General features: G+C 64.3%; 24 protein-coding genes. 5 read left to right on the plus strand and 19 right to left on the minus strand.

Going from position 1 to position 20757, the window contains the following annotated elements:
* Window positions 1–36: 36 nt before the first annotated feature.
* The 3 genes from OKW45_RS30810 to OKW45_RS30820 form a co-directional block, all read right to left on the minus strand.
* Window positions 37–1053: an SIS domain-containing protein gene (locus OKW45_RS30810; RefSeq protein ID WP_429472815.1), complete on the minus strand. Its 1017-nt coding sequence runs from the start codon at window positions 1051–1053 to the stop codon at window positions 37–39.
* On the minus strand, window positions 1037–2140 hold the full coding sequence (gene nagA / locus OKW45_RS30815) for an N-acetylglucosamine-6-phosphate deacetylase (protein ID WP_018419321.1): 1104 nt from the start codon (window positions 2138–2140) through the stop codon (window positions 1037–1039). Before nagA ends, OKW45_RS30810 begins: the two co-directional genes overlap by 17 nt.
* 74 nt (window positions 2141–2214) lie before the next feature.
* Window positions 2215–2949, minus strand: a complete 735-nt coding sequence (locus OKW45_RS30820) for a GntR family transcriptional regulator (RefSeq protein ID WP_026225580.1) — start codon at window positions 2947–2949, stop codon at window positions 2215–2217.
* Between the two features lie 367 nt (window positions 2950–3316).
* Between OKW45_RS30820 and OKW45_RS30825 the strand changes: the two genes are divergently transcribed.
* A complete protein-coding gene (locus OKW45_RS30825; protein ID WP_429472816.1) occupies window positions 3317–4243 on the plus strand; it encodes a bifunctional helix-turn-helix transcriptional regulator/GNAT family N-acetyltransferase in 927 nt (308 codons plus the stop codon).
* 77 nt (window positions 4244–4320) lie between these two features.
* On the opposite strand, the gene OKW45_RS30830 is transcribed toward OKW45_RS30825, so the two are convergent.
* Window positions 4321–5133, minus strand: coding sequence for a MetQ/NlpA family ABC transporter substrate-binding protein (locus OKW45_RS30830; RefSeq protein WP_429472817.1), 813 nt, complete (start codon window positions 5131–5133; stop codon window positions 4321–4323).
* 272 nt (window positions 5134–5405) lie between these two features.
* Between OKW45_RS30830 and OKW45_RS30835 the strand changes: the two genes are divergently transcribed.
* The gene (locus tag OKW45_RS30835) at window positions 5406–5696 is read left to right on the plus strand and encodes a YciI family protein (protein ID WP_018419317.1); all 291 of its coding nucleotides are present in this window, start codon (window positions 5406–5408) and stop codon (window positions 5694–5696) included.
* Between the two features lie 75 nt (window positions 5697–5771).
* Here the strand turns inward: OKW45_RS30835 and OKW45_RS30840 are convergent, their stop codons facing one another.
* The 5 genes from OKW45_RS30840 to OKW45_RS30860 are packed head-to-tail and all read right to left on the minus strand — an operon-like array spanning window position 5772 to window position 9891.
* Window positions 5772–6401: an SCO family protein gene (locus tag OKW45_RS30840; RefSeq protein ID WP_018419316.1), complete on the minus strand. Its 630-nt coding sequence runs from the start codon at window positions 6399–6401 to the stop codon at window positions 5772–5774.
* A 4-nt stretch (window positions 6402–6405) separates the two neighbouring features.
* Entirely contained in the window at window positions 6406–7311 is a 906-nt protein-coding gene (gene cyoE / locus OKW45_RS30845; RefSeq protein ID WP_026225578.1) for a heme o synthase, read from the minus strand.
* Window positions 7312–7316: 5 nt separating this feature from the next.
* Window positions 7317–8426: a COX15/CtaA family protein gene (locus OKW45_RS30850; protein ID WP_429472818.1), complete on the minus strand. Its 1110-nt coding sequence runs from the start codon at window positions 8424–8426 to the stop codon at window positions 7317–7319.
* Window positions 8427–8448: 22 nt separating this feature from the next.
* On the minus strand, window positions 8449–9123 hold the full coding sequence (locus tag OKW45_RS30855; RefSeq protein WP_429472819.1) for an SCO family protein: 675 nt from the start codon (window positions 9121–9123) through the stop codon (window positions 8449–8451).
* Between the two features lie 51 nt (window positions 9124–9174).
* Window positions 9175–9891: an SURF1 family protein gene (locus tag OKW45_RS30860; RefSeq protein WP_018419312.1), complete on the minus strand. Its 717-nt coding sequence runs from the start codon at window positions 9889–9891 to the stop codon at window positions 9175–9177.
* Between the two features lie 111 nt (window positions 9892–10002).
* Here OKW45_RS30860 and OKW45_RS30865 point away from each other — a divergent pair, with 111 nt between their 5' ends.
* Window positions 10003–10212 (plus strand): twin transmembrane helix small protein, encoded by a 210-nt coding sequence (locus tag OKW45_RS30865; protein WP_008921867.1) that lies wholly within the window; start codon window positions 10003–10005, stop codon window positions 10210–10212.
* A 160-nt stretch (window positions 10213–10372) separates the two neighbouring features.
* Here OKW45_RS30865 and OKW45_RS30870 read toward each other — a convergent pair whose 3' ends face one another.
* The 8 genes from OKW45_RS30870 to OKW45_RS30905 form a co-directional block, all read right to left on the minus strand.
* Window positions 10373–11230, minus strand: a complete 858-nt coding sequence (locus OKW45_RS30870; protein WP_429472820.1) for a cytochrome c oxidase subunit 3 — start codon at window positions 11228–11230, stop codon at window positions 10373–10375.
* A gap of 125 nt (window positions 11231–11355) precedes the next feature.
* Window positions 11356–11565, minus strand: a complete 210-nt coding sequence (locus OKW45_RS30875; RefSeq protein ID WP_018419310.1) for a DUF2970 domain-containing protein — start codon at window positions 11563–11565, stop codon at window positions 11356–11358.
* A gap of 50 nt (window positions 11566–11615) precedes the next feature.
* Complete coding sequence (locus OKW45_RS30880; RefSeq protein WP_429472821.1) at window positions 11616–12254, minus strand: cytochrome c oxidase assembly protein; 639 nt, start codon at window positions 12252–12254, stop codon at window positions 11616–11618.
* A gap of 42 nt (window positions 12255–12296) precedes the next feature.
* Window positions 12297–12431 carry a cytochrome oxidase small assembly protein gene (locus tag OKW45_RS30885; protein WP_018419308.1) on the minus strand — a complete coding sequence of 45 codons (135 nt, stop codon included), beginning with the start codon at window positions 12429–12431 and terminating at the stop codon, window positions 12297–12299.
* A gap of 109 nt (window positions 12432–12540) precedes the next feature.
* Window positions 12541–14154 carry a cytochrome c oxidase subunit I gene (ctaD, locus tag OKW45_RS30890; protein ID WP_018419307.1) on the minus strand — a complete coding sequence of 538 codons (1614 nt, stop codon included), beginning with the start codon at window positions 14152–14154 and terminating at the stop codon, window positions 12541–12543.
* A gap of 44 nt (window positions 14155–14198) precedes the next feature.
* Window positions 14199–15851, minus strand: a complete 1653-nt coding sequence (coxB, locus tag OKW45_RS30895) for a cytochrome c oxidase subunit II (RefSeq protein ID WP_026225577.1) — start codon at window positions 15849–15851, stop codon at window positions 14199–14201.
* A 64-nt stretch (window positions 15852–15915) separates the two neighbouring features.
* Window positions 15916–16392, minus strand: a complete 477-nt coding sequence (locus OKW45_RS30900) for a DUF2244 domain-containing protein (RefSeq protein ID WP_018419305.1) — start codon at window positions 16390–16392, stop codon at window positions 15916–15918.
* 397 nt (window positions 16393–16789) lie between these two features.
* Window positions 16790–17755 carry a methyltransferase domain-containing protein gene (locus OKW45_RS30905; RefSeq protein ID WP_026225576.1) on the minus strand — a complete coding sequence of 322 codons (966 nt, stop codon included), beginning with the start codon at window positions 17753–17755 and terminating at the stop codon, window positions 16790–16792.
* A gap of 121 nt (window positions 17756–17876) precedes the next feature.
* Here OKW45_RS30905 and OKW45_RS30910 point away from each other — a divergent pair, with 121 nt between their 5' ends.
* Complete coding sequence (locus tag OKW45_RS30910; protein WP_429472822.1) at window positions 17877–18623, plus strand: phosphoribosyltransferase family protein; 747 nt, start codon at window positions 17877–17879, stop codon at window positions 18621–18623.
* Between the two features lie 18 nt (window positions 18624–18641).
* Window positions 18642–19112, plus strand: a complete 471-nt coding sequence (trmL, locus tag OKW45_RS30915; protein WP_090802877.1) for a tRNA (uridine(34)/cytosine(34)/5-carboxymethylaminomethyluridine(34)-2'-O)-methyltransferase TrmL — start codon at window positions 18642–18644, stop codon at window positions 19110–19112.
* Here trmL and OKW45_RS30920 read toward each other — a convergent pair.
* Entirely contained in the window at window positions 19085–19645 is a 561-nt protein-coding gene (locus OKW45_RS30920) for an O-acetyl-ADP-ribose deacetylase (protein WP_018419301.1), read from the minus strand. The two genes, trmL and OKW45_RS30920, sit on opposite strands and share 28 nt — an antisense overlap.
* Before the next feature lie 97 nt (window positions 19646–19742).
* Window positions 19743–20741 (minus strand): NAD(P)H-dependent glycerol-3-phosphate dehydrogenase, encoded by a 999-nt coding sequence (locus OKW45_RS30925; protein ID WP_429472823.1) that lies wholly within the window; start codon window positions 20739–20741, stop codon window positions 19743–19745.
* Window positions 20742–20757 lie beyond the last annotated feature (16 nt).

Consider the following 20757-nt stretch of genomic DNA (forward strand, 5'->3'; position numbering starts at 1 on the left):
AGTTGGACTTCTCGACACGTCGCATCGTCATTCTCGTCAGTGAGTTTCGGTGACTTTGTTGAGATGGCGAGGCGCGTCGGGATTGCGCCCGCGCGCGGCGGCAAGATCCGCGGCCATCACGTAAAAGGACAGGATGGCGGCGATCGGATCGAGCGCTGCGTGAGCGGTGGCGACGAGCGGCAGCGAGGCTTGCGCGACATCATCGGGCGCCGCGAGCAGCACGCGCGCGCCGCGCGCGCTCATGTCGTGCGCGAGTTGCAGCAAACCCGCCTGCTCCGGGCCGCGCGGCGCGAACACGAGCAGCGGATAGTCGCGGTCGATCAGCTCCATCGGCCCATGACGCACTTCCGCGCTCGAAAACGCTTCGGCCTGGATGCCGGAAGTTTCCTTCAGCTTCAGCGCGGCTTCCTGCGCGATTGCGAGGCCAAGACCGCGGCCAATCACGATCATCCGTTCGATACCGCGCAACTCGTTCACGGCCATCGACCAGTCGAGCCGGCCCGCGCGTTCCAGCGCGTCGGGCAGCGTATTCAGTCCATCGAGCAAGTCGGCGTCGTTCTGCCAATGCGCAACCAGCTGCGCGGAGATCGACAGCATGGCGATATAGCTCTTGGTCGCCGCGACGCTCAGTTCGGGACCGGCTACGAGCGGTAGATGCCATTCGCACGCGTCGGCCAGCGGCGAGCCCGGTGCGTTCACGGCGGCGACCGTCAACGCGCCGGCCGCGCGCAACGCGTTCATCGTGCCGACGAGGTCAGGGCTCTTGCCCGATTGCGAAAACGCGAGCGCAAGCTGGTCGCGCACCTGCAGCGGCGCCTGCTGCAGCGTCGCTACCGACATCGGCAGCGACGCGACCGGCACGCCGAGGCGGCTCATCGTCAGGGATGCAAAGTAGCTGGCGGCATGGTCCGAGCTGCCGCGCGCGACGGTCAGCGCGACATGGCGCGGCTGTTGCGCGAGCTTCGCGGCGAGCGCCGCGACGCGCGAGGTGTCCTTGAGCTGCTCGGCTACGGTTGCGGCGGACGCGAGCGCTTCCTTAAGCATATTCGACAATGGCTTCTCCTTCGACGTAGGTCGCGCTCAGCGCCAGCTCGCGGTCGAATACGACCACGTCGGCCCACGCACCGCGCGCGATGCGGCCGCGGTCCTCGATGCCGAGATAGTCGGCGGCGTAGCGTGACAAACGGTGGGATACATCGGCGATCGGCAGGCCGATCGAGACGAGATTGCGCAGCGCCTGATCCATCGTCAGCGTGCTGCCCGCGAGCGTGCCGTCGGCCAGACGTACGCCGCCGAGGCACTTGGTTACGTGCTGGCTGCCGAGGCGGTATTCGCCGTCGGGCATGCCGGTGGCCGACGTGCTGTCCGTCACCACATACAGGCGCGGAATCGCGCGCAGCGCGGTGCGGATCGCCCCTGGATGCACGTGCAGCAGGTCGGGAATGATTTCGGCGTATTCAGCATGCGCAAGCGCAGCGCCGACGAGGCCAGGGTTGCGGTGATGCAGCGGCGACATCGCGTTGAACAGATGCGTGAAGCCGCACGCGCCGTGCTTGAGCGCGGCGACCGCGTCGTCGTAGGTGCCGAGCGAATGGCCGAGCTGCACGCGTACGCCGCGCGCCGCCATCTCCGAGATGATCTCCATGTGGCCGGCGATCTCGGGCGCCAGCGTGACGACGCGGATCGGCGCGATCGACAGATACTTGAGCACCTCGTCCATCACCGCCGATACCGCCGCGTCCGGCTGCGCGCCGAGCTTGCCGGGGTTGATGTACGGCCCTTCCAGATGCACGCCGAGCACGCGGGCGCAGCCCGGCGTGCGCACCCGCGTGACGTTGCCGAGCCCCGCGACGACGTTCATCAGCTCGTCGCGCGGCGCGGTCATGGTCGTTGCGAGCAGGCTCGTGGTGCCGTAGCGCGCATGCGTGCGGGTGATCGTTTCGATCGCGTCGCCAGCTTCCATCACGTCGGCGCCGCCGCCGCCGTGCACGTGCAGATCGATGAAGCCGGGCAGGATGTACGGTGCGTCGTTTGTCGACGGATCGACGCGCTCGCCGGACAGCGTCGTGATGCGGCCGTTTTCGTATTCGAGCGTGCCGTGGATCCACCCTTCGGTGGTGAGTATGTTTCCGGTCAGCATGAGTCTCTCTGGTGCGTGATACGTATGCGGCAAATGGCGTCCGCCCGACTTGCGGCCGGGGAGGGTCGCGCAGCTCAGGTCCGCAATTCAGCGACGAAGTCGTAGTAGTCGTCGCGGCAATAGGTGTCGGTCAGCTCGATCGCGCGTTGATCCGCGCTGTAGCCGATCCGGGTGATGACCAGCAGCGCGGTGCGCGGTTCGATGTCCATCAGCGCGGAGATTTCGCTCGACGCGTTGACCGCGCGGAAGTGCTGCAACGCGCGCACGACCGCCGCGCCGCGCTGCTCGAGATAGCTGTACAGCGAGTCGCCGATCACGAGCGGATCAGGCACGATCGCGACTGGCAGCGCCGAATGTTCGACCGCCATCACGATGCCGTCCGCGCGCCGCAGCCGCCGCAGGCTCGTGACGGCCGCGCCGGGTGACAAGCCGAGGCGCAGCAGCTCGTCGCGATTGGCGGTGCGCACGTCGCGTTCGAGCCAGACCGAATCGGGCCGGAAACCGCGCTGCTGCATCTTCTTCGTGAAGCCGGTGAGACGCGACAGCGGATCTTCGACGCGCGGCGTGATGAAGCTGCCCGCGCCGCGCGCGCGCCGGATCAGCCCCTGCTCGACCAGCAGTTCGATCGCCTTGCGCGCGGTGATGCGCGACACGCCGATCGCGTCGGACAGCGTACGCTCGGAAGGCAGCGCCTCGCCGGCCGACCAGACACCGCAATGGATCGCCGTCGCCAGGTTGCGCGCGAGCTGCAGGTAGAGCGGCGTGACGTTGCGCACGTCAGGCATCAATGCGGACCAGCGAGTTTCCATGGGGCTCCAAGGACGCCGTGAGCAATACAGCCCGGAAAGTTGAGAGCCCATTATATAACCAACATAATACCAGTCAACGGACTGGTTCCATGGCGACCCGGATCCCCGGAAAACCTTGCTGCGCGGGGATCACAGCAGGATTCAAAGGCTCCGTCGGAGGAAATTGCAGACCAGGACTTTCCCGCATCGCACGCATTTGACGATACCAGCGAGTCGGTATCGGCTCCTGGTGGTATCAAACCAGCCCAAATAATCAATACCTATTTAATACCAGTTGGTGTCTCGCGGCGGTGGAGTGGCTTTGTAAATAAGGGTCGTGCCGATATAGTGCGCTGTACCGACCATAAAAAGTCCCGGGGAGCCGCCCTTGACAGATTCCGAGGCGCTGCGGCGCGCTCAGGCCGTCCGCCATTTCAATCGCTTCTATACCCAATGCATCGGAGCCCTGCACGAGCATCTGGCTCGAAGCGAGTTCTCGCTGACGGAAGTGCGCGTGCTGCACGAGCTATCGCGCGCCCGCGCGCAGACCGCGTCGGTGCTCGGGCGCGCGCTCGGGCTCGATAGCGGCTATCTGAGCCGCCTGCTGACCAGTTTCGAGCGACGCAAGCTGATCACGCGCCGTCCGTCCGACACCGACGCACGCCAGTCGCTGATCGCGCTCACCGAGCACGGCCACGCGATCTACGCGCCGCTCGAAGCCGCCGCCATCCACGAAGCACTCGGCCTGCTCGACAGACTCAGCGCGCTATCGCAGGAGCAGTTGATCGCCGCGATGAAGCTGATCGAGCGCCTGCTCGGCGACAAGCCGAAGCACGAACTCGTGGTGCTGCGTCAGCCGCGCGCCGGCGAATGTGGCTGGCTCGTGCATCGTCAGGCGCAGTGGTTCGCCGCGCAGTACGGCTGGGATCACACGTTCGAGGGCTTGCTCGCGCGCGTCGTCGCCGAGTACGCGCAGCGCAACGATCCGCTGCGCGAGAAGTGCTGGATCGCCGAACAGGAAGGCCTGGTGGTCGGCTCGGTTTGCCTCGTCGGGGTCTCGACGACGGTCGCGGGCGTGCGCCTGCTGTGGGTCGAACCGGACGTGAGGAGGCTCGGCATCGGCACGCAGTTGCTCAGCGAATGCGTGCGCTTCGCGCGGCGCGCGGGCTACACGAAGCTCACGCTGACCACCGCGAGCGCATTGGCGGAGCCACGGCGGCTTTGTGAGCGCGCTGGGTTCGAGTTGGCCGGCAGCGCGGCGCAGCGCCGCTTCGGCCAGGATCTGATGATCGAAAGATGGGAGCTGGAGCTATAAAAAAAGCACGCGCCTGTACGGCGCGTGCCCTTTCTGATGCCATGCGGCTGCGCTTGCGATCGCGCTGAACGCGTCGCTTAGAACGACGGCACCATCGAACCCTTGAACTGCGTCTTGATGAACTGGCGCACGTCTTCCGACTGATACGCCGCGACCAGCTTCTTCACCCATTGCTGATCCTTGTCCTTCGCGCGCACGGCGATCAGGTTCGCGTACGGGCTGTGGATGTCTTCGAGCGCGATCGCGTCCTTGGTCGGCTGCAGGCCGGCGGCCAGCGCGAAGTTCGTATTGATGACGGCGGCGTCGATGTCGGCGAGCGAACGCGGCAGTTGCGCGGCGTCAAGCTCGACGAACCTGATCTTCTTCGGATTGTCGACGACATCGAGCGGCGTCGCGTTGTTGCCTCCCGTGGCCGCGCCGTCTTTCAGCTTGATCAGCCCTTGCGCCTGCAGCAACAGCAGCGCGCGATTTTCGTTCGACGGATCGTTCGGCACCGCGACCTTCGCGCCCTGCGGCAGGTCCTTCAACGACTTCAGCTTCTTCGAGTACGCGCCGAGCGGCGAGATGTACGTGAGGCCCGCGTTGACGAGCTTGTAGCCGCGCTGCTTGATCTGGCTATCGAGGTACGGCTGGTGCTGGAAGCTGTTGGCGTCGAGGTCGCCCGCGTCGAGCGCGGCGTTCGGCTGGATGTAGTCGTTGAACTCGAGGACCTTCACGTTCAGGCCTTCGCGCTTCGCGACCTTGGTGACGACTTCCCAGATCTGCGCGTCCGGGCCGCCGATCGTGCCGACCTTGATGACCTTGTCGTCGGCGTGCGCGCCGAAGCTGGTCAGGATTGCCGCACCGGCGACGACTGCGGTGAGGGCTTTGAGGATATTTCTGCGCTGCATGTGATTCTCGCTGTTGCGGTTCGACGTTTGAGTCGATGGCTCGATCGATGTCGGAGCCGGATGAAAAATGCGCGGCGCTCCGGTTCGTGCTGGCGCGCCGTCGGCCAAGCCCAAAATTGTTTCATATGGGCGGTAAGTTTGGGAAATACCCTTACCGCATATGGTTATGCGGAGCGCAAGCGCAATGGCTTGCGCAACGCAAAACCCGCGGCTGACCGATAATCCAGAGCCGTAGCCGCGCACGGCCCATTCACTCACCACTGAGAACGACCATGTACGTGATCAACCTGATCTACACCGCCCCGCTCGATCGTATCGACGACGCGCTCGACGCGCATCGCGCGTTTCTCGCGGAGCAGTTCGACGCGGGCATCTTTGTCGCGGCCGGCCCGAAAGTGCCGCGCGACGGCGGCATCATCCTCGCGGTTCGTATCGAGCGCGACAGGCTGGATCGCATTCTCGCGAGCGATCCGTTCGCATTGCAACAGCTCGCGCGCTACGAGGTGACGGAGTTCAAGACGACGCGTCTCGCGCCGGGGCTGAATTTGCCGATTCCGGTCTGAGCGCGAGTTGCGAAGAGGAGATGGATGCGGGGAGGTGTGAGCGGGGCCGCTTTAAAAAGCCGCCTGCGATGCGCGTCAATCGAGCAGCAGCTTGATGTCATGCACCCATGGTGTCGCGCCTTGGCCATCGCGCGCGAACAGACGCAGCTTGCCGTCCGTGTCGAACACATAGCTCGCGGCCGTGTGGTCCATCGTGTAGCTATCGGGCGTCTTGCCCGGGACCTTCGCGTAGTACACGCGGAAGTCTTTCGCGACCTTCGCGAGCTGTTCTTCGCTGGCGGGACGCAAGCCCACGAAGCTCGGATTGAACGCCGGCACGTATTGCGCGAGCAACTGCGGCGTATCGCGCTCGGGGTCGACGGTGACGAACAGCACCTGCACGCGCTTCGCGTCCTCCGGACCGAGTTGCTGCAACGCCTGTGACAGCTCGGCCATCGTCGTCGGGCAGACGTCCGGGCAATGCGTATAGCCGAAGAACAGCACGACGACCTTGCCTTTGTAGTCGGCAAGCGTGCGGACCTTGCCGGACGTGTCGGGCAACGAGAAATCGCTGGCGAATTGCGTATTGCCGGTGATGTCGACATTCGTAAAAGCCGGCGGCTGCTTGCCGCAACCCGTCATCAGCAATGTGCCGCCCAGCGTGGCGCCGAGCGCGCAAGCCATCACAGCGGCGCGCGCGATGCGCGCAAAGCGATTGTTGAGCATGGTGTTACGCGCCTATCACGACGCGCGCGTAGTGGTCGATCAGCAGCGCGGCGAACAGCAGCGACAGATAGACGATCGAATAACGGAAGGTTTTGCGCGCGAGCTCGTCCGAATACTCCCGGTAGATCTTCCACGCATAAGCGAGAAACACGGCGCCGAGCAGCACCGCCGACGCGAGATACACAACGCCGCTCATGCCGGAGATGAACGGCATCAGCGTAACCGCGAACAGGATGACCGTGTAGAGAAGGATATGCAGGCGCGTGTACTTTTCGCCGTGCGTGTTCGGCAGCATCGGCAGGCCGGCGTTTTCGTAGTCCTTGCGGCGATACAGCGCGAGCGCCCAGAAATGCGGCGGTGTCCACACGAAGATGATCAGCACGAGGATCCACGCGTCGCCGGGTACGTGGCCCGTTACCGCGGCCCAGCCGAGCGCGGGCGGCATCGCGCCCGACGCGCCGCCGATCACGATGTTCTGCGGCGTGACTGGCTTCAGCAGCAGCGTATAGATGACCGCATAACCGACGAACGTGGCGAGCGTGAGCCACATGGTAAGCGCATTGGCGAACGTGTACAGCGTCCACATGCCGAGACCGCCGAGCACGGCCGAGAACAGCAGGATCTGCGGGGTGGTGATTTCGCCGCGCGCGGACGGACGCCACGACGTGCGGCGCATTTTGGCGTCGATCTGCTGCTCGACAAGGCAGTTGATCGCGAAGGCGGCGCCGGCCAGCAGCCAGATGCCGACGGTGCCGCCGATCAGTACGGTCCATGGCACCATGCCCGGCGTCGACAGGAACATGCCGATGACCGCGCAGAACACCGCAAGCTGCGTAACACGCGGCTTGGTCAGTGCGAGATATTGGGAGACCCGGCTGCCGGGCGTTTGGGAGAGTGTTGTGCTGTCCATGTGAGTCACGCTGGCGCGGCTTCGCGCGCAGGGAGCGCGGCGCGGCCGGGACGGCTAAAAGCGATCCGAAAGTTTAACATAACGAGCAGCAGCAGCAGGGTCGCGGCCCCGCCGTTATGGGCGACCGCAATCGGTAACGGCCATTGCAGCACGATGTTCGACAAGCCGGTGACGAACTGGATCAGCACCACCAGCAGCACGCCGTTGGCGGGTCGCCGCAGTGACTCGAAGCGGCGCATCTTCAACGCGAACCACACCAGATAGGCGATCACAGCGAACGCGAACGTGCGATGCGTCCAGTGAATCGCGACCAGCGCATCCTGCGTAATCATGTCGCCGTCGCCGGTCATACCGAGCGCGCGCCACAGGTGGAAGCCGTGCGCGAAGTCCATCGGCGGAATCCATTGGCCGTTGCAGGTCGGGAAGTCGGTGCACGCGAGCACCGCGTAGTTCGTGCTGACCCAGCCACCGAGCGCGATTTGCAGCACCAGCAGCGCGAGACCCGCGAGCGCGGCCACGCGCCAGCGCGCGGCCTCGGGCTCGTAGACCGGCAGCGGCGTCAAACGCGCCGCGAGCCAGCCGAGCGTGCCGAGCAGCGCCAGGCCGAGCAGCAGATGGGTGGTCACGATGATCGGCTGCAGCCTCATAGTCACGGTCCACGCGCCGAACACGCCCTGCACGACGATCAGCAGCAGCAGCGAAGTCGGCCACCACGGCGACACATGCAGCGGACGACGCTTGATACGCGCCGTCCAGGCAATGATCGTCTGCGCGATGATCAGCACGCCGATCGCCATCGCGAAGTAGCGATGGATCATTTCGATCCACGCCTTCGTCATGCTGACGGGGCCGCTCGGCATCGCCTGATAGGCCGCGGAGATCGCCGCATGGGCGATGAACGGCGACGACGTGCCGTAGCAGCCGGGCCAATCCGGGCAGCCGAGGCCCGAATCGGTGAGGCGCGTGAAGCCGCCGAACATCACGAGATCGAGCGTCAGGAAGGTGGTGAGCCAGACCAGCTTGCGGAATTTGTTGTCGTCGGCCTTGACCCACACGTAGGACAACGGCAGCAACGCGATACACACGCCGATCAGGCCCAGTTGCAATACGAACATCTCATTTACCCAGGTTGGGGCGTCAGCCGATGGTCGACCATTTGAGCAGCTTGGCCAGGTCGCCTTTGATCTTGCTCGGGTTCGCGTCTTTCGGAAAACGCATCATCAGATTGCCGTTCGGATCGACCAGGTAGATGTGGTCGGTGATCCGCGTGGCGGTGTCGGCGGGCAGCCACGCGGCGACCTGCGCCGGATCGGCGATCAGCATGTCGGTGTTAGGGTAGGCGGTTTGTATCACGTCCGCGACCTTGTCTGCATCGGTGCGCAGCCACACTTCCATGACGCGCTCGCGTTCCGGGCCTTGAGCTGCGCGAATTTGTCGCATGAAGTAGAGCTTCGTCACGCAGGCTTTATCGCACGCGCTGTTGTCCACTGAGATCATGAGCCAGCGGCCATGCAGCGAGGCGAGCTTGAGCGGCTTGCCGTCCGCGCCGGTGACCATGAGCGAGTCCGGGATCGGCCGTTGCGGCTCGATCAGCGCGCCGTAGTTCGTGCTGCCGCCGGTCGGCTTCACGACGTAGTACATGAAGTACGAGATCGCGATCGGCGCCGCGCAGATCACCGCGAGCAGCAGCAGCACCCAGCGGCCGCGCCGCCACGAGCCCGGGCCGTTCGGTTGGCCGGGCATCGCTTTGGCCGCGGCGGGTTTGCCGCTGGGTTTGCCAGCTTCCGGCGAACGGGGAGTTTGAGTCGACACTACAGAACCTCTTTCAATGTTTGGACGGCGGCGAGCCGTGCCTTGCGTTCCTCACGCGCCCGGCGCGTGCTCTTTTTTGCCCGCGCGGCGCGCCGCATACAGACCGAAGGCGAGCGCGGCGGCGGCCATGCCCCACCACTGCAGCATGTAGCCGTAGTTGCGCTCGACGCCGGTGGTCGGCGCGGGCCAGTCGCGCACCAGGCCGTCGCCGACATCGCCGGTCTGCTGGATCACGAACGATTGCAGCGGCAGCCCGGTCTCCGCGGCGTACGAGCCGACATCGAGATTCTGCCGGATCAGGCGATGCGCGGCCGATCCGCCCTCGCCGAGCTCGAACGCGCGCGACGCGTCGGCACGCGCAATCCCTTCGATCTCGACCTCGCCAGACGGCGTCGTGTACGGCGCGATGATCTCGCGATTGCTCAGGTTGCGCGGCAGCCAGCCGCGATTGACGAGCACGTAGCCGCCGTCGGCGAGTTTAAAAGGCATCACGACGTAAAAGCCCGGCTGATCGTTATACGGACGATTATCGAGGTATACGACCTTGTCCGTGACGAAACTGCCGCGCGCTTTCACGCGATGAAACTCGACGTCCTTCAGCGCGAGCGGCGCCGCGCTGACCGGCAACGCGGGCGCGTTCTCGAACTGCGTGATGCGCGCCTCGAGCGCTTCCTTCTGATGCGCGCGATCGCGCTGCCAGAAACCGAGCCGCATCGTCACGACGACGACCAGCAGGATCAGCAGCGCGGGAATCAGGCGAAACTTCATTGCGGGCGCTCCGGCATCGCGCTCAGGGCCGCCGGGAACCGGCGGCAGACGCCCGCTCGCGGTGCGATAATGAATGTCTTGCCACTGCGCTTTCCGGTTTCAGTTGGTTCCATGCACATTATCGTTCCCATCGCCTTTGCTCTCATCATCGCCAGCATGGTGTCGGCGCTGTATTTCATGATGCACGACAAAGGCAAGACCAAGCGGATGGTCTGGTCACTCGCCACGCGGGTGGGCCTGTCGATCTCGCTGTTCCTGTTCATCCTGTTCGCACACTGGATGGGCTGGATTCAGTCGACCGGGATTCCGTACGGGCGCTGACGCTCGCGGATAGGTCGCCGCCGCATCCCCGTCAGCGGCAAATTTTCCTCGCCGCCAAACAAAACGCCGCCCTGAGAGGTCGAGGGCGGCGCTGCATTCATCATTGCATACTGCTCGTGCGCGCCGCCTGAACGGCGTTGCGCGCACGGATCTTGCCGCATTACAGCCAGTACACGACGACGTACAGACCGAGCCACACGACGTCGACGAAGTGCCAGTACCAGGCCGCGCCTTCGAACGCGAAGTGATGTTCCGGCGTGAAGTGACCGCGGATCAGGCGCACCAACACGACGGCGAGCATCGTGCCGCCGAGGAACACGTGAAAGCCGTGGAAGCCGGTCAGCAGGAAGAACGTCGAACCGTAGATGCCCGAAGCCAGCGTGAGATTCAGCTCGTTGTATGCATGGAAGTATTCGAAGCCCTGCAGGAACAGGAAGCTCACGCCCAGCACGAGGGTCGCCGCAAGCCACGCCATCGCCTTCTTGCGATGGTTGTCGCGCAGCGCGTGGTGCGACACCGTCAGCGTCGCACCCGACGACAGCAGCAGCGCCGTGTTGATGGTCGGCACCGGCCACGGCTGCATCGACTTGTAGGTGCCCACGAGTTCGGCCGGGCCGTTGTTCGGCCACACCGCCGTGAAATCCGGCCAGATCAGTTTGTAGTCGAGGCTTCCGAGTTGATGCAGCGCGATTTCGCGGGCATAAAACAGCGCGCCGAAGAATGCGCCGAAGAACATCACTTCGGAGAATATGAACCAGCTCATGCTCCAGCGGTACGACCGGTCGACGTTCCTGCCGTACATGCCGCCTTCCGACTCCGCGATCGCGTCGCCGAACCAATGCCACAGCGTAAAGAGCAGCCACAGCAGACCGATGAGCACGCCAAGCGGCGCCCAGGTATGGTCGTTGATCCAGGCCGCAAGCGATCCGAGCATAACCAGCAACCCCGTAGCGGCGCTGATCGGATGCCGCGACGGATGCGGTACGAAATAGTACGGGCTCTCGTTTTGACCGCTCATTCTTGATTCTCCACTTCAGTCCAGTTGTTCCGGAATCTCCGGCTGTATCTTCGGCGGCGCGTCGATACCGCACCGCTTCTCTCTAATTCGTGGGCTCTTCTTTGCTGCTGTGCCCTGCTCTTGCCTCAACCGACCACGAGGCGCACGACCAGAATCAGCACCCCGATCAGAACCGCCGCGCCGATCAGCGCCGCCACGATCACATGCAGCGGGTTCAGTTGCGTCGCGTCCGCCTCGAGATCGCGGCGCTTGCGCACGCCGAAAAACGACCAGAACACCGCGCGCATCGATTGACCGAAACTGCTCTTGCGCGGACTGCCGCCGTTATCGTTCATCTCGCTTCGCCTTCCTTCGTTCGTCCGCGGCTCGCGCCGTCAAATCTGCTTCAGGCCGGCTTTGCGGAAGTGGCTGCCGCGCTGGTCACTGCATCGTTCACTGCATTCGCCTTCGGCGCCGCATCATCCGCACCAGGCGCGGCCGGCGTGTTCAACTCGAAAAACGTGTACGACAGCGTGATCGTCTTCACGTCCTTCGGCAACTTCGGGTCGACGACGAACACCACCGGCATCTGCTTCGTCTCGTTCGCGTTCAACGTCTGCTGCGTGAAGCAGAAACACTCGATCTTCCTGAAGTACTCGGTGGCCTGCTTCGGCGCGTAGCTCGGAATGGCCTGCGCACGGATCGTGCGCGACTGCTCGTTGCTGACGTCGTACATGACCGTCGTTACTTCGCCCGGATGCACGTCGAGACTGCGCTGCTTCGGCTTGAAACCCAACAGGCCCCGCGCGTTCGCATCGAATTCGATCGAAATCGTGCGGCTCATGTCGACCTGCGTATTCTTCGCCTCGCGCGCTGAAACGTCGCGCTGCACGAGGTTGTTCACGCCGGTGATCTGGCAGATCGCTCGATACATCGGCACCAGCGCGAAACCGAAACCGAACATCATCAAAGCGACGACAAACAGCTTGATCAGCATCGAACGGTTGAAAGAGCGGTCGGCCTCGGCCGGCGGTTGCGTCGACATCTGAATCCTCAACAGACCTGCACACGGACTGCGAATGCGGCGTTAGCTGAACCAGCATTGCTTCAGAATGGCGCTCGCAAAAAACACCGCGGCGATCGCGAACATCACCAACCCTATCCGCCTGTTGCCCGCGCGAATCTGCTCCGGCGTACGTCTTTCCTGTGGATTGCGCGTCATGCTCGACTTTCTGAGTACGGTTCTTGACTGGCGAGGCCGCCGCGCGAAGCGCCCGAGTCCGGTGGCGGCATGTCGCGCCGCCGGAACCCGGCACCTCGCCGGAATAGGCTTACTCGACGGTCGGCGGATGCTCGAACGTGTGGAACGGAGCCGGGCTCGGTACGGTCCACTCGAGGCCCGTTGCGCCGTCCCACGGCTTGTCGCCCGCTTCTACGTGCTCGCCACCGCCACGGTAGGCCGGCAGCGCCACCGCGAACAGGAAGTACACCTGTGAGAGACCAAAGCCGAACGCACCGATCGAGATCACCTGGTTCCAGTCGGTGAACTGCGCCGGATAGTCGGCATAACGACGCGGCATGCCGGCGAGACCGACGAAGTGCATCGGCAGGAACGCGAGGTTGAAGAAGAACATCGACGCCCAGAAGTGGATCTTGCCGCGCGTTTCGTTGTACATCCAGCCGGTCCACTTCGGCGACCAGTAGTACCAGCCGGCGAACAGCGCGAACAGCGACCCCGCCACCAGCACGTAGTGGAAGTGCGCGACCACGAAATAAGTACCGTGATACTGGATGTCGAGCGGCGCCATGGCGAGCATCAGACCCGACAGGCCACCGAACGTGAACACGATCAGGAAGCCCACCGCGAACAGCATGGGCGTTTCGAAAGACAGCGAACCGCGCCACATCGTCGCGACCCAGTTGAACACCTTCACGCCGGTCGGCACCGCGATCAGCATCGTCGCGTACATGAAGAACAGCTGGCCCGTCACCGGCATGCCGGTCACGAACATGTGGTGCGCCCACACCATGAACGACAGGATCGCGATCGACGCGGTTGCGTACACCATCGAGCTATAGCCGAACAGCGGCTTGCGCGAGAACGCCGGGATCACCTGCGAGACGATCCCGAACGCCGGCAAGATCATGATGTACACCTCGGGGTGCCCGAAGAACCAGAAGATGTGCTGGTACATGACCGGGTCGCCGCCGCCTGCCGCATTGAAGAACGACGTGCCGAAGTGACGGTCGAACAGCACCATCGTGATCGCGCCCGCGAGAACCGGCATCACGGCGATCAGCAGGTAAGCGGTGATCAGCCAGGTCCAGACAAACATCGGCATCTTCATCAGCGTGAGGCCGGGTGCGCGCATGTTCAGGATCGTCACGACGATGTTGATACCGCCCATGATCGACGAAGCACCCATCAGGTGGAGCGCGAAAATCGCGAAGTCCATGCCCGGGCCCATCTGCGTGGAGAGCGGCGCGTACAGCGTCCAGCCCGCGGCGGTCGCGCCGCCCGGCGCGAAGAACGAGCCGACCAGCAGGACGGCCGCGACCGGCAGCAGCCAGAAGCTGAAGTTGTTCATCCGCGCGAAAGCCATGTCCGATGCGCCGATCTGCAGCGGCACCATCCAGTTCGCGAAGCCGACGAACGCCGGCATGATCGCGCCGAACACCATGATCAGCCCGTGCATGGTGGTCAACTGGTTGAAGAACTCGGGACGCATGATCTGCAGACCCGGCTCGAACAGCTCGGCACGGATCATCAGCGCCATCACGCCCCCGGACAGGAACATGGTGAACGAGAAGATCAGGTACAGCGTACCGATGTCCTTGTGGTTGGTTGCGAACAGCCAACGGCGCCAGCCGTGCGGCGTTTCGTGGGCATGGTCGCCGTGCACATGCTCGTGGCCCGCGACTACATCGTGTCCGATGCTAGACATGACAATCTCCTAAAGCGAATTCTGCGGTGCTGACCATGAACACGTCAGGCTGCCGGGCTAATCTGAACGCGCCGGGCTTCCTTCGCGTCGGTGCCGCCGGTGATCGTTTCCGGCTTCTTCAAAATAATATGGTCTTCGGCAATGCCGGCTGCTTTCAGCGCGTCGCGAACGGCTTCGGCACGACTCTTCGCGAGCTTCGCGTTGACGTCGGCGGAGCCGGTTGCGTCGGTGAAGCCCGACAGCGTGAATTTCGCGTCCGGATGCGCCTTCGCGTAGGCCGCGGCCGCGTCGACCGCCGCTTTCGCGTCGGCCGGCAGCGTGCTCTTGCCGGTCTCGAAGTAGATGCTCGCCGGCAGCGCGGCCTCTGCGTTGTTCGAAGCAGCCGCGCCAGCCTCGTTGCCCGATGCGGCCGGTGCGGAAGCCGCTTCCGCGCCCGATGCTGCTTCCCCGCCCGATGCCGCAACGGCGCCGCTCGCGGCAGCACCGGCGTTGGCCAGATGATCGCCGCCTTCCGGCAGCTTGCCGTTGCGTGCGTCGGCGACTTGCTTCGGCTGCAGAATGTCGCCCGTGTGGTTGCCCCACGAGTTACGTTCGTACGTGATCACCGAGGCGATTTCGACGTCGTTCAGCGTCGGCGCCCACGAAGGCATCGCGTTCTTGCCCTTCAACACGAGGCTCACGTGCTGCCCGATCGGACCGTTGGCGATCTTGCTGCCGTCGAGCGCCGGGAACGCGCCCGCGCCCTTGCCGGTCGGCTGGTGGCAGACCGCGCAGTTCGACGCGTAGACCTTGCCGCCGCGTTCCATCAGCTCGGCCATCGTGTAGGTCTTGTTCGGATCGTCCTGGCCGGCGGCCATTTTCTTCTTCTGCTCGTCGACCCATTTCGCGTAGTCGTCGGCAGACAGCACCTCGACGACGACCGGCATGAACGCGTGTTCCTTGCCGCACAGTTCCGTGCAGAAGCCGCGGAACGTGCCGGTGCGGTTGGCCTTGAACCACGTGTCGCGCACGAAGCCCGGAATCGCGTCCTGCTTCACGCCGAAGGCCGGCACGTACCAGGAGTGGACCACGTCGTTCGCGGTGGTGATGATGCGGATTTTCTTGTCGACCGGCACCACGAGCGGGTTGTCGACTTCCTGCAGATAGAGCGTGGAGATCGGCTCGCGCCCTTCGGTTTGCGCGCGCGGCGTGACGAGCGTGGACAGGAAGCCGATGCCCTCGCCCGGCCCCTTCACGTAGTCGTAGCCCCACTTCCACTGGTAGCCGGTAACCTTGATCGTGAGGTCGGCGTTCGAAGTGTCCTTCATCGCGACGACGGCCTTGGTGGCGGGCAGCGCCATCAGCACGACGATGATGAACGGCACGATCGTCCAGATGATTTCGACGGTGGTGCTTTCGTGGAAATTGGCAGCGTTGTGGCCTTTCGATTTGCGGTGCGCGAAGATCGAATAGAACATCACGCCGAACACACCGATAAAGATCACGGTGCAAAGGCCCAGCATGAACATATGGAGGCTGAACAGCTCCTCAGCGATTCTCGTTGCAGGCGGCTGGAGATTGATCGCGTTGACGGCGGGGCCGCCCGGAGCATCGCCCACTGCCAGGGCGGCACCGGCGAAAAGCAGTCCGCTCGTCGCCAGCACGCTCATGAGCGCTCGCTTGATTGTTTTCATAGCTTCCTTACCCAAATTTTCCATTCAAACCCCTCGACCCCGCTGGCAGCGTGTCGCGCCCCCTTGAACGTCGCGCGTCCAGCACCATCTAACAGCGTGCCAGCCACATACGCAGTTCGCCTGCGAACTGCGCGCGCCGATTCTGCGCGAGATGTTGCCCGATCATGATCGTCTGCCCGCGCGAGACCAGCTTGATCTGATCGCGCGGCGTTGCGCCCGGCTCTATCCGCACCCAGCGCGGATTGAATTCGAACTGCATAATCTGCTCGGCACTGACCTGCTCGATCACGAGCCGGTTCGGAAACAACCGGATGCGCTCGTAATCGACAGCATGTCGCGCATATATTGCAAACGCGATACCTACGGCCAGCAATTCGATTCCGGTGAACGGCAACACCAGCCAGGCCCCGACCAGAAACAGCATGAAAGCAATTGCCAACGAGAACAACGCAAGCGACACGTACAGACAGACGAATTGCCGCGGCGATATCGAACAGTTGCGCTTCATGGTCCAGTCCCTGAGGATCGGTTCTGAATCCGCCAGCAGATAATCTGATGCGCCCATCGCTGCCTCCTGCGAATCGTCGCGTCCGGCCTGCCTTCTTTTACTTCCGGATGCATCTCGCGGCCGCCGTTCGTGTCACTGTTTACAGCATCACTCGCGACCGCGCCAACCCCTACCGCATCACTTCATTTTGCAGCCCCCGCGCCCTCGGGCTTGCCACCCCAAATGTGGGAACCTCGGGTGACAAACTGACGCATTATAGGCGCGATCCATAGCATCGACAAGCAAGCCCCGATCGGCCCGCAAGCCAGGCGCGACAAGCCTTCGCGCCATTTTGCCCGGCATTTTGCGGCTCTTTTGGAGGGCAAATCCCAGGCATAACGGATGTCCTCTTTACCGCTTTTGCAACACGTCAGCCGCACCGTCGGCAAGCAGTTGATGACAGCGCCGCAATCTGCTATCCACGCTTGCCCGGACCTCGTCCGATGTCCTCGAGCCGCACAATGCCATGTCCTTCCGCCGTGGTGCGCGGCACGGCCTTCCATGCGTGTCCGTAGATCACCTCGAAGGTCAGCGCGATCGTGCCGTCGGCGCGCCGACGCGCTTCGAGCGCGGCGAGCAGGGCTTTGTGCAACCGACGCGCGAGCGCGCCGTCATGCGCATCGCGCTCGAACGGATACGCGCCCCAGCGGCGCACGTCCGCGAGCAGCGACTCAGGCGACCTGTAGGTGATCGTCAGCGTCTCCTGGTCCATCACCGGAATCTCGAAGCCCGCCTCGACGAGCATGTCGCCGAGATCGTGCATGTCGACGAAGTCGATCACATGCTTGCGAGACGCGACGCCGTGCGCGGCCTCGATCTCGGCGTAGGCACCACGCAACTCTTTCAGCGTGTCGGGGCCGAGCGTGCTGAACATTAGCAGGCCGTTGACCTTCAGCACGCGCTGCCATTCGGGAAAGACCAGATCGGGCCGCGAGTGCCAGTGCAGCGCGAGGTTGGACCAGATGAATTCGAATGCGCTGGACGTGAACGGCAGCGCGGAGAAATCGGTTTGCGCGAAGCGCGGGCCACGCGCGCCGAGCGCCTTGCCGAGCGAGGCGGGAAGAAAACGCCGCCAACTGGTGTCGCCGGCATCGTGACGCAGCGCGCGGCGGAGCATGCCGTGCGACAGATCGGCGCCGAACACCGGCGCCTCGGGAAAGCGTTCGCGCAATGCGGGGAGGTCTTCGCCCGCGCCGCAACCGGCGTCGAGCACGCTCGAGGGCGCCACCTTGATGTAATCGAGACGCTCGCGCATGCGCTGCGCAATCTCTCGCGGCAGGAACGCAACCTCGTCGAAGGTAGCGGCGCGACGATCGAAAATACGCCTGAGGCGCCGTGAATCGTAGGCCGGACGGCCAGATTGAGCGGAGGTTGGGGACATGTGTGTCGTGCTGGCGTGAGCTCGAAGTATACTCGTTCGTTCCCCTTCATTCAGCGAGAACGGCTTTCACCGGCGCTCATTCGTGCGATTCCAGTCATTTTCTTCGTCGTGTCGAAATCAGATGTCGCGTTTTGCGCGCGGTCTGCATTCGGCATGGCCGCGGGCCTTGAACGCCGCGCTGCCGAATCTGTGCGCGCTGTGCGGCAATTTGTCGCATAAGACGTTGTGCGACGGTTGCGACGCGGCCTACTGGAATGAGAGCCGGCTGCGCTGCACCGTTTGCGCGGTGCCGTTGCCGGCGTCACGCTGGGTCGCGCAGGCGCGGTATCGCTGCGCGGATTGCGTGGCCGAGCCGCCGCCGTTCGACGCGAGCTTCGCGCTCGCCGACTATCGCGCGCCGCTCGATACGCTCGCGGTCGGCCTGAAGTTCCGTGCCCGGCTGATGCTCGCGCGAGACTTCGCGCAACGCCTCGCGCGGCTCGCTGAAGCCAATTGGCGCGACGCGGCCGAGCGGCCCGACGTGATAGCGCCAGTGCCGCTCGCCGGTCGCCGTCTGGTCGAGCGCGGCTACAACCAGGCCTGGCAGATCGCGCGGCCGCTCGCCCGGGCGCTCGGTGTGCGCAGCGACCCGACGCTGCTCGAACGAACGCTCGACACCGCGCCGCAATCGCGCCTCGATCTGGATGCGCGCCGGCAGAACGTCGGCCGCGCGTTTCGCGTCGCGCGCCCAGTGCGCGGCCTGCACGTCGGCATCGTCGACGATGTGATGACGAGCGGCGCGACGCTCGAAGCGCTCGCGCATACGCTGAAGGCCGCCGGCGCGCGGCGGGTTACGAACTTCGTCGCGCTGCGCACTCCGAAAAACTAGCTTTTACGTGGTCTTCTTATGTTCAACGTCGTTCTCGTAGAACCCGAAATTCCGCCCAACACCGGCAATGTGATTCGCCTGTGCGCGAACACCGGCGCCCGGCTGCACCTGATCGAGCCGCTCGGCTTCCCTCTCGACGACACCAAGATGCGGCGCGCCGGCCTCGACTATCACGAGTACGCGGAAATGAACGTGCATGCCGATTGGGACGCGTTCATCGCGAAAGAAACGCCCGACGCGTCGCGCATGTTCGCATTCACGACCCGCGGCTCCGGGCGCTTTCACGACCACGCGTTTCAACCGGGCGACTGGTTCGTGTTCGGCGCCGAAACGCGCGGCCTGCCCGGCACAGTGCTCGAGCGCTTTGCAAACGAACAGCGCGTGCGTCTGCCGATGCGTCCCGGCAATCGAAGTCTGAATCTGTCGAATACGGTGGCGATCGTGGTGTTCGAAGCGTGGCGTCAGGCCGGCTTCGAAGGCGGCGCCTGACGGCGTTCGAGCTCGGCCTCGTAGCGTGCGAACATCGCGTCGTCGAAGCACGCGAACGTCACGTGCTTCATGTGTGGTGTGCGCGGCAACGTGTCGAGTACGGTCGCGACCGCGATGCTGACCGCATCGTCGGCGGGGAAACGGTAGATACCGCAGCTGATCGCTGGAAACGCGATGCTCGTGCACTGAGTTTCGCGCGCGACTTCGAGTGAGCGCTGATAGCACGATGCGAGCAGGTCGGCTTCGCCATGCGCGCCGCCACGCCACACTGGACCGACCGCATGAATCACATGCTTCGCGGGCAGACGATAGCCGGCGGTGATTTTGGCGTCGCCGGTCGCGCAGCCGCCGAGCGTTTCGCATTCGCGCAGCAACTCCTTGCCGGCCGCGCGATGAATCGCGCCATCGACACCGCCGCCACCGAGCAGCGAAGTATTCGCGGCATTGACGATCGCATCGACGGCGAGCGTCGTGATATCTACCACGCGCGCTTCGAGCGTGCACGTGCCTCGACTGAGATTGAAGGTGGGCATGGCAACCTCGCTGACCCGAGTCTCGTTAACGAAGTGGACAACCGGGCGAGGCAGCCGTTCAACGCGAATTTCCGCTAAACGGCTGAGAGAAAAGGCTTTATTCCGCCTTCGAGTCGCGCCGCAGTAACGCGCTAACCGCATCGCGCGGCGCCACGCCGTCGAACAGCACCGCGCAGACCGCCTGCGTGATCGGCATTTCGATTGCATGAGCACGTGCGATCGAGAGTACCGCCTGCGCGCAGCGCACGCCTTCGGCCACGTGACCAAGACCGCCGAGGATGTCGCCGAGTGTGCGGCCCGTGGCGAGTTGCAGGCCCACCGTGCGGTTGCGCGACAGATCGCCGGTAGCAGTCAGAATCAGATCACCGAGGCCGGTCAACCCGGTAAAGGTTTCCGCGCGCCCACCGAGCGTCACGCCAAGCCGCGACATTTCGGCGAGGCCGCGGGTGATCAGCGCCGCGCGTGCATTGAGGCCGAGGCCGAGGCCATCGGCGATGCCCGTGGCGATGGCGAGCACGTTTTTCACCGCGCCGCCCACTTCGACGCCGACGACGTCGTCGCCGGTATAGATTCGCATCGCGCCGTGATGGAACGCCGCGACCGTGCGTTCGCGGCACGCCGCCGACGAGCTCGCGATCGTCAACGCAACCGGCAGCCCCTGCCCGACTTCGCGCGCGAAGCTCGGTCCGGACAACACGCCGTTGCTCGCATGCTCGGGCAATTCCGCCGCGACCGCCTGATGCGGCAACAACTGCGAATCCGCTTCGAACCCCTTGCACAGCCACACGATATGCGCAGGCACCGTGCGCGCATCGCGCATCGCCCGTAACAGACCGCGTAGGCCAGCCACGGGCGTCGCGACCACGCATAGCGCGTCATCGTCGAGCGCGTGATCGAGCGCCACGCCGAGATCCGCTTCGTAGCGAAGCGCGGGCGGCAACGCGACGCCCGCCAGATAGCGGGCGTTTTCATGCGAAGTGGAAAGCTCGGCGATGAGCGCGGACTCGCGCGCCCACAACACCGTGTCGTGCCTTACGGCCAGATGGCCGGCGAGGGCGGTGCCCCAGGCGCCAGCGCCGAGAACGGCGATTTTCATAGCCGGCACTGCGCGC

Source organism: Paraburkholderia lebeckiae, assembly GCF_050436225.1.
Classification (GTDB): Bacteria; Pseudomonadota; Gammaproteobacteria; order Burkholderiales; family Burkholderiaceae; genus Paraburkholderia; species Paraburkholderia tuberum.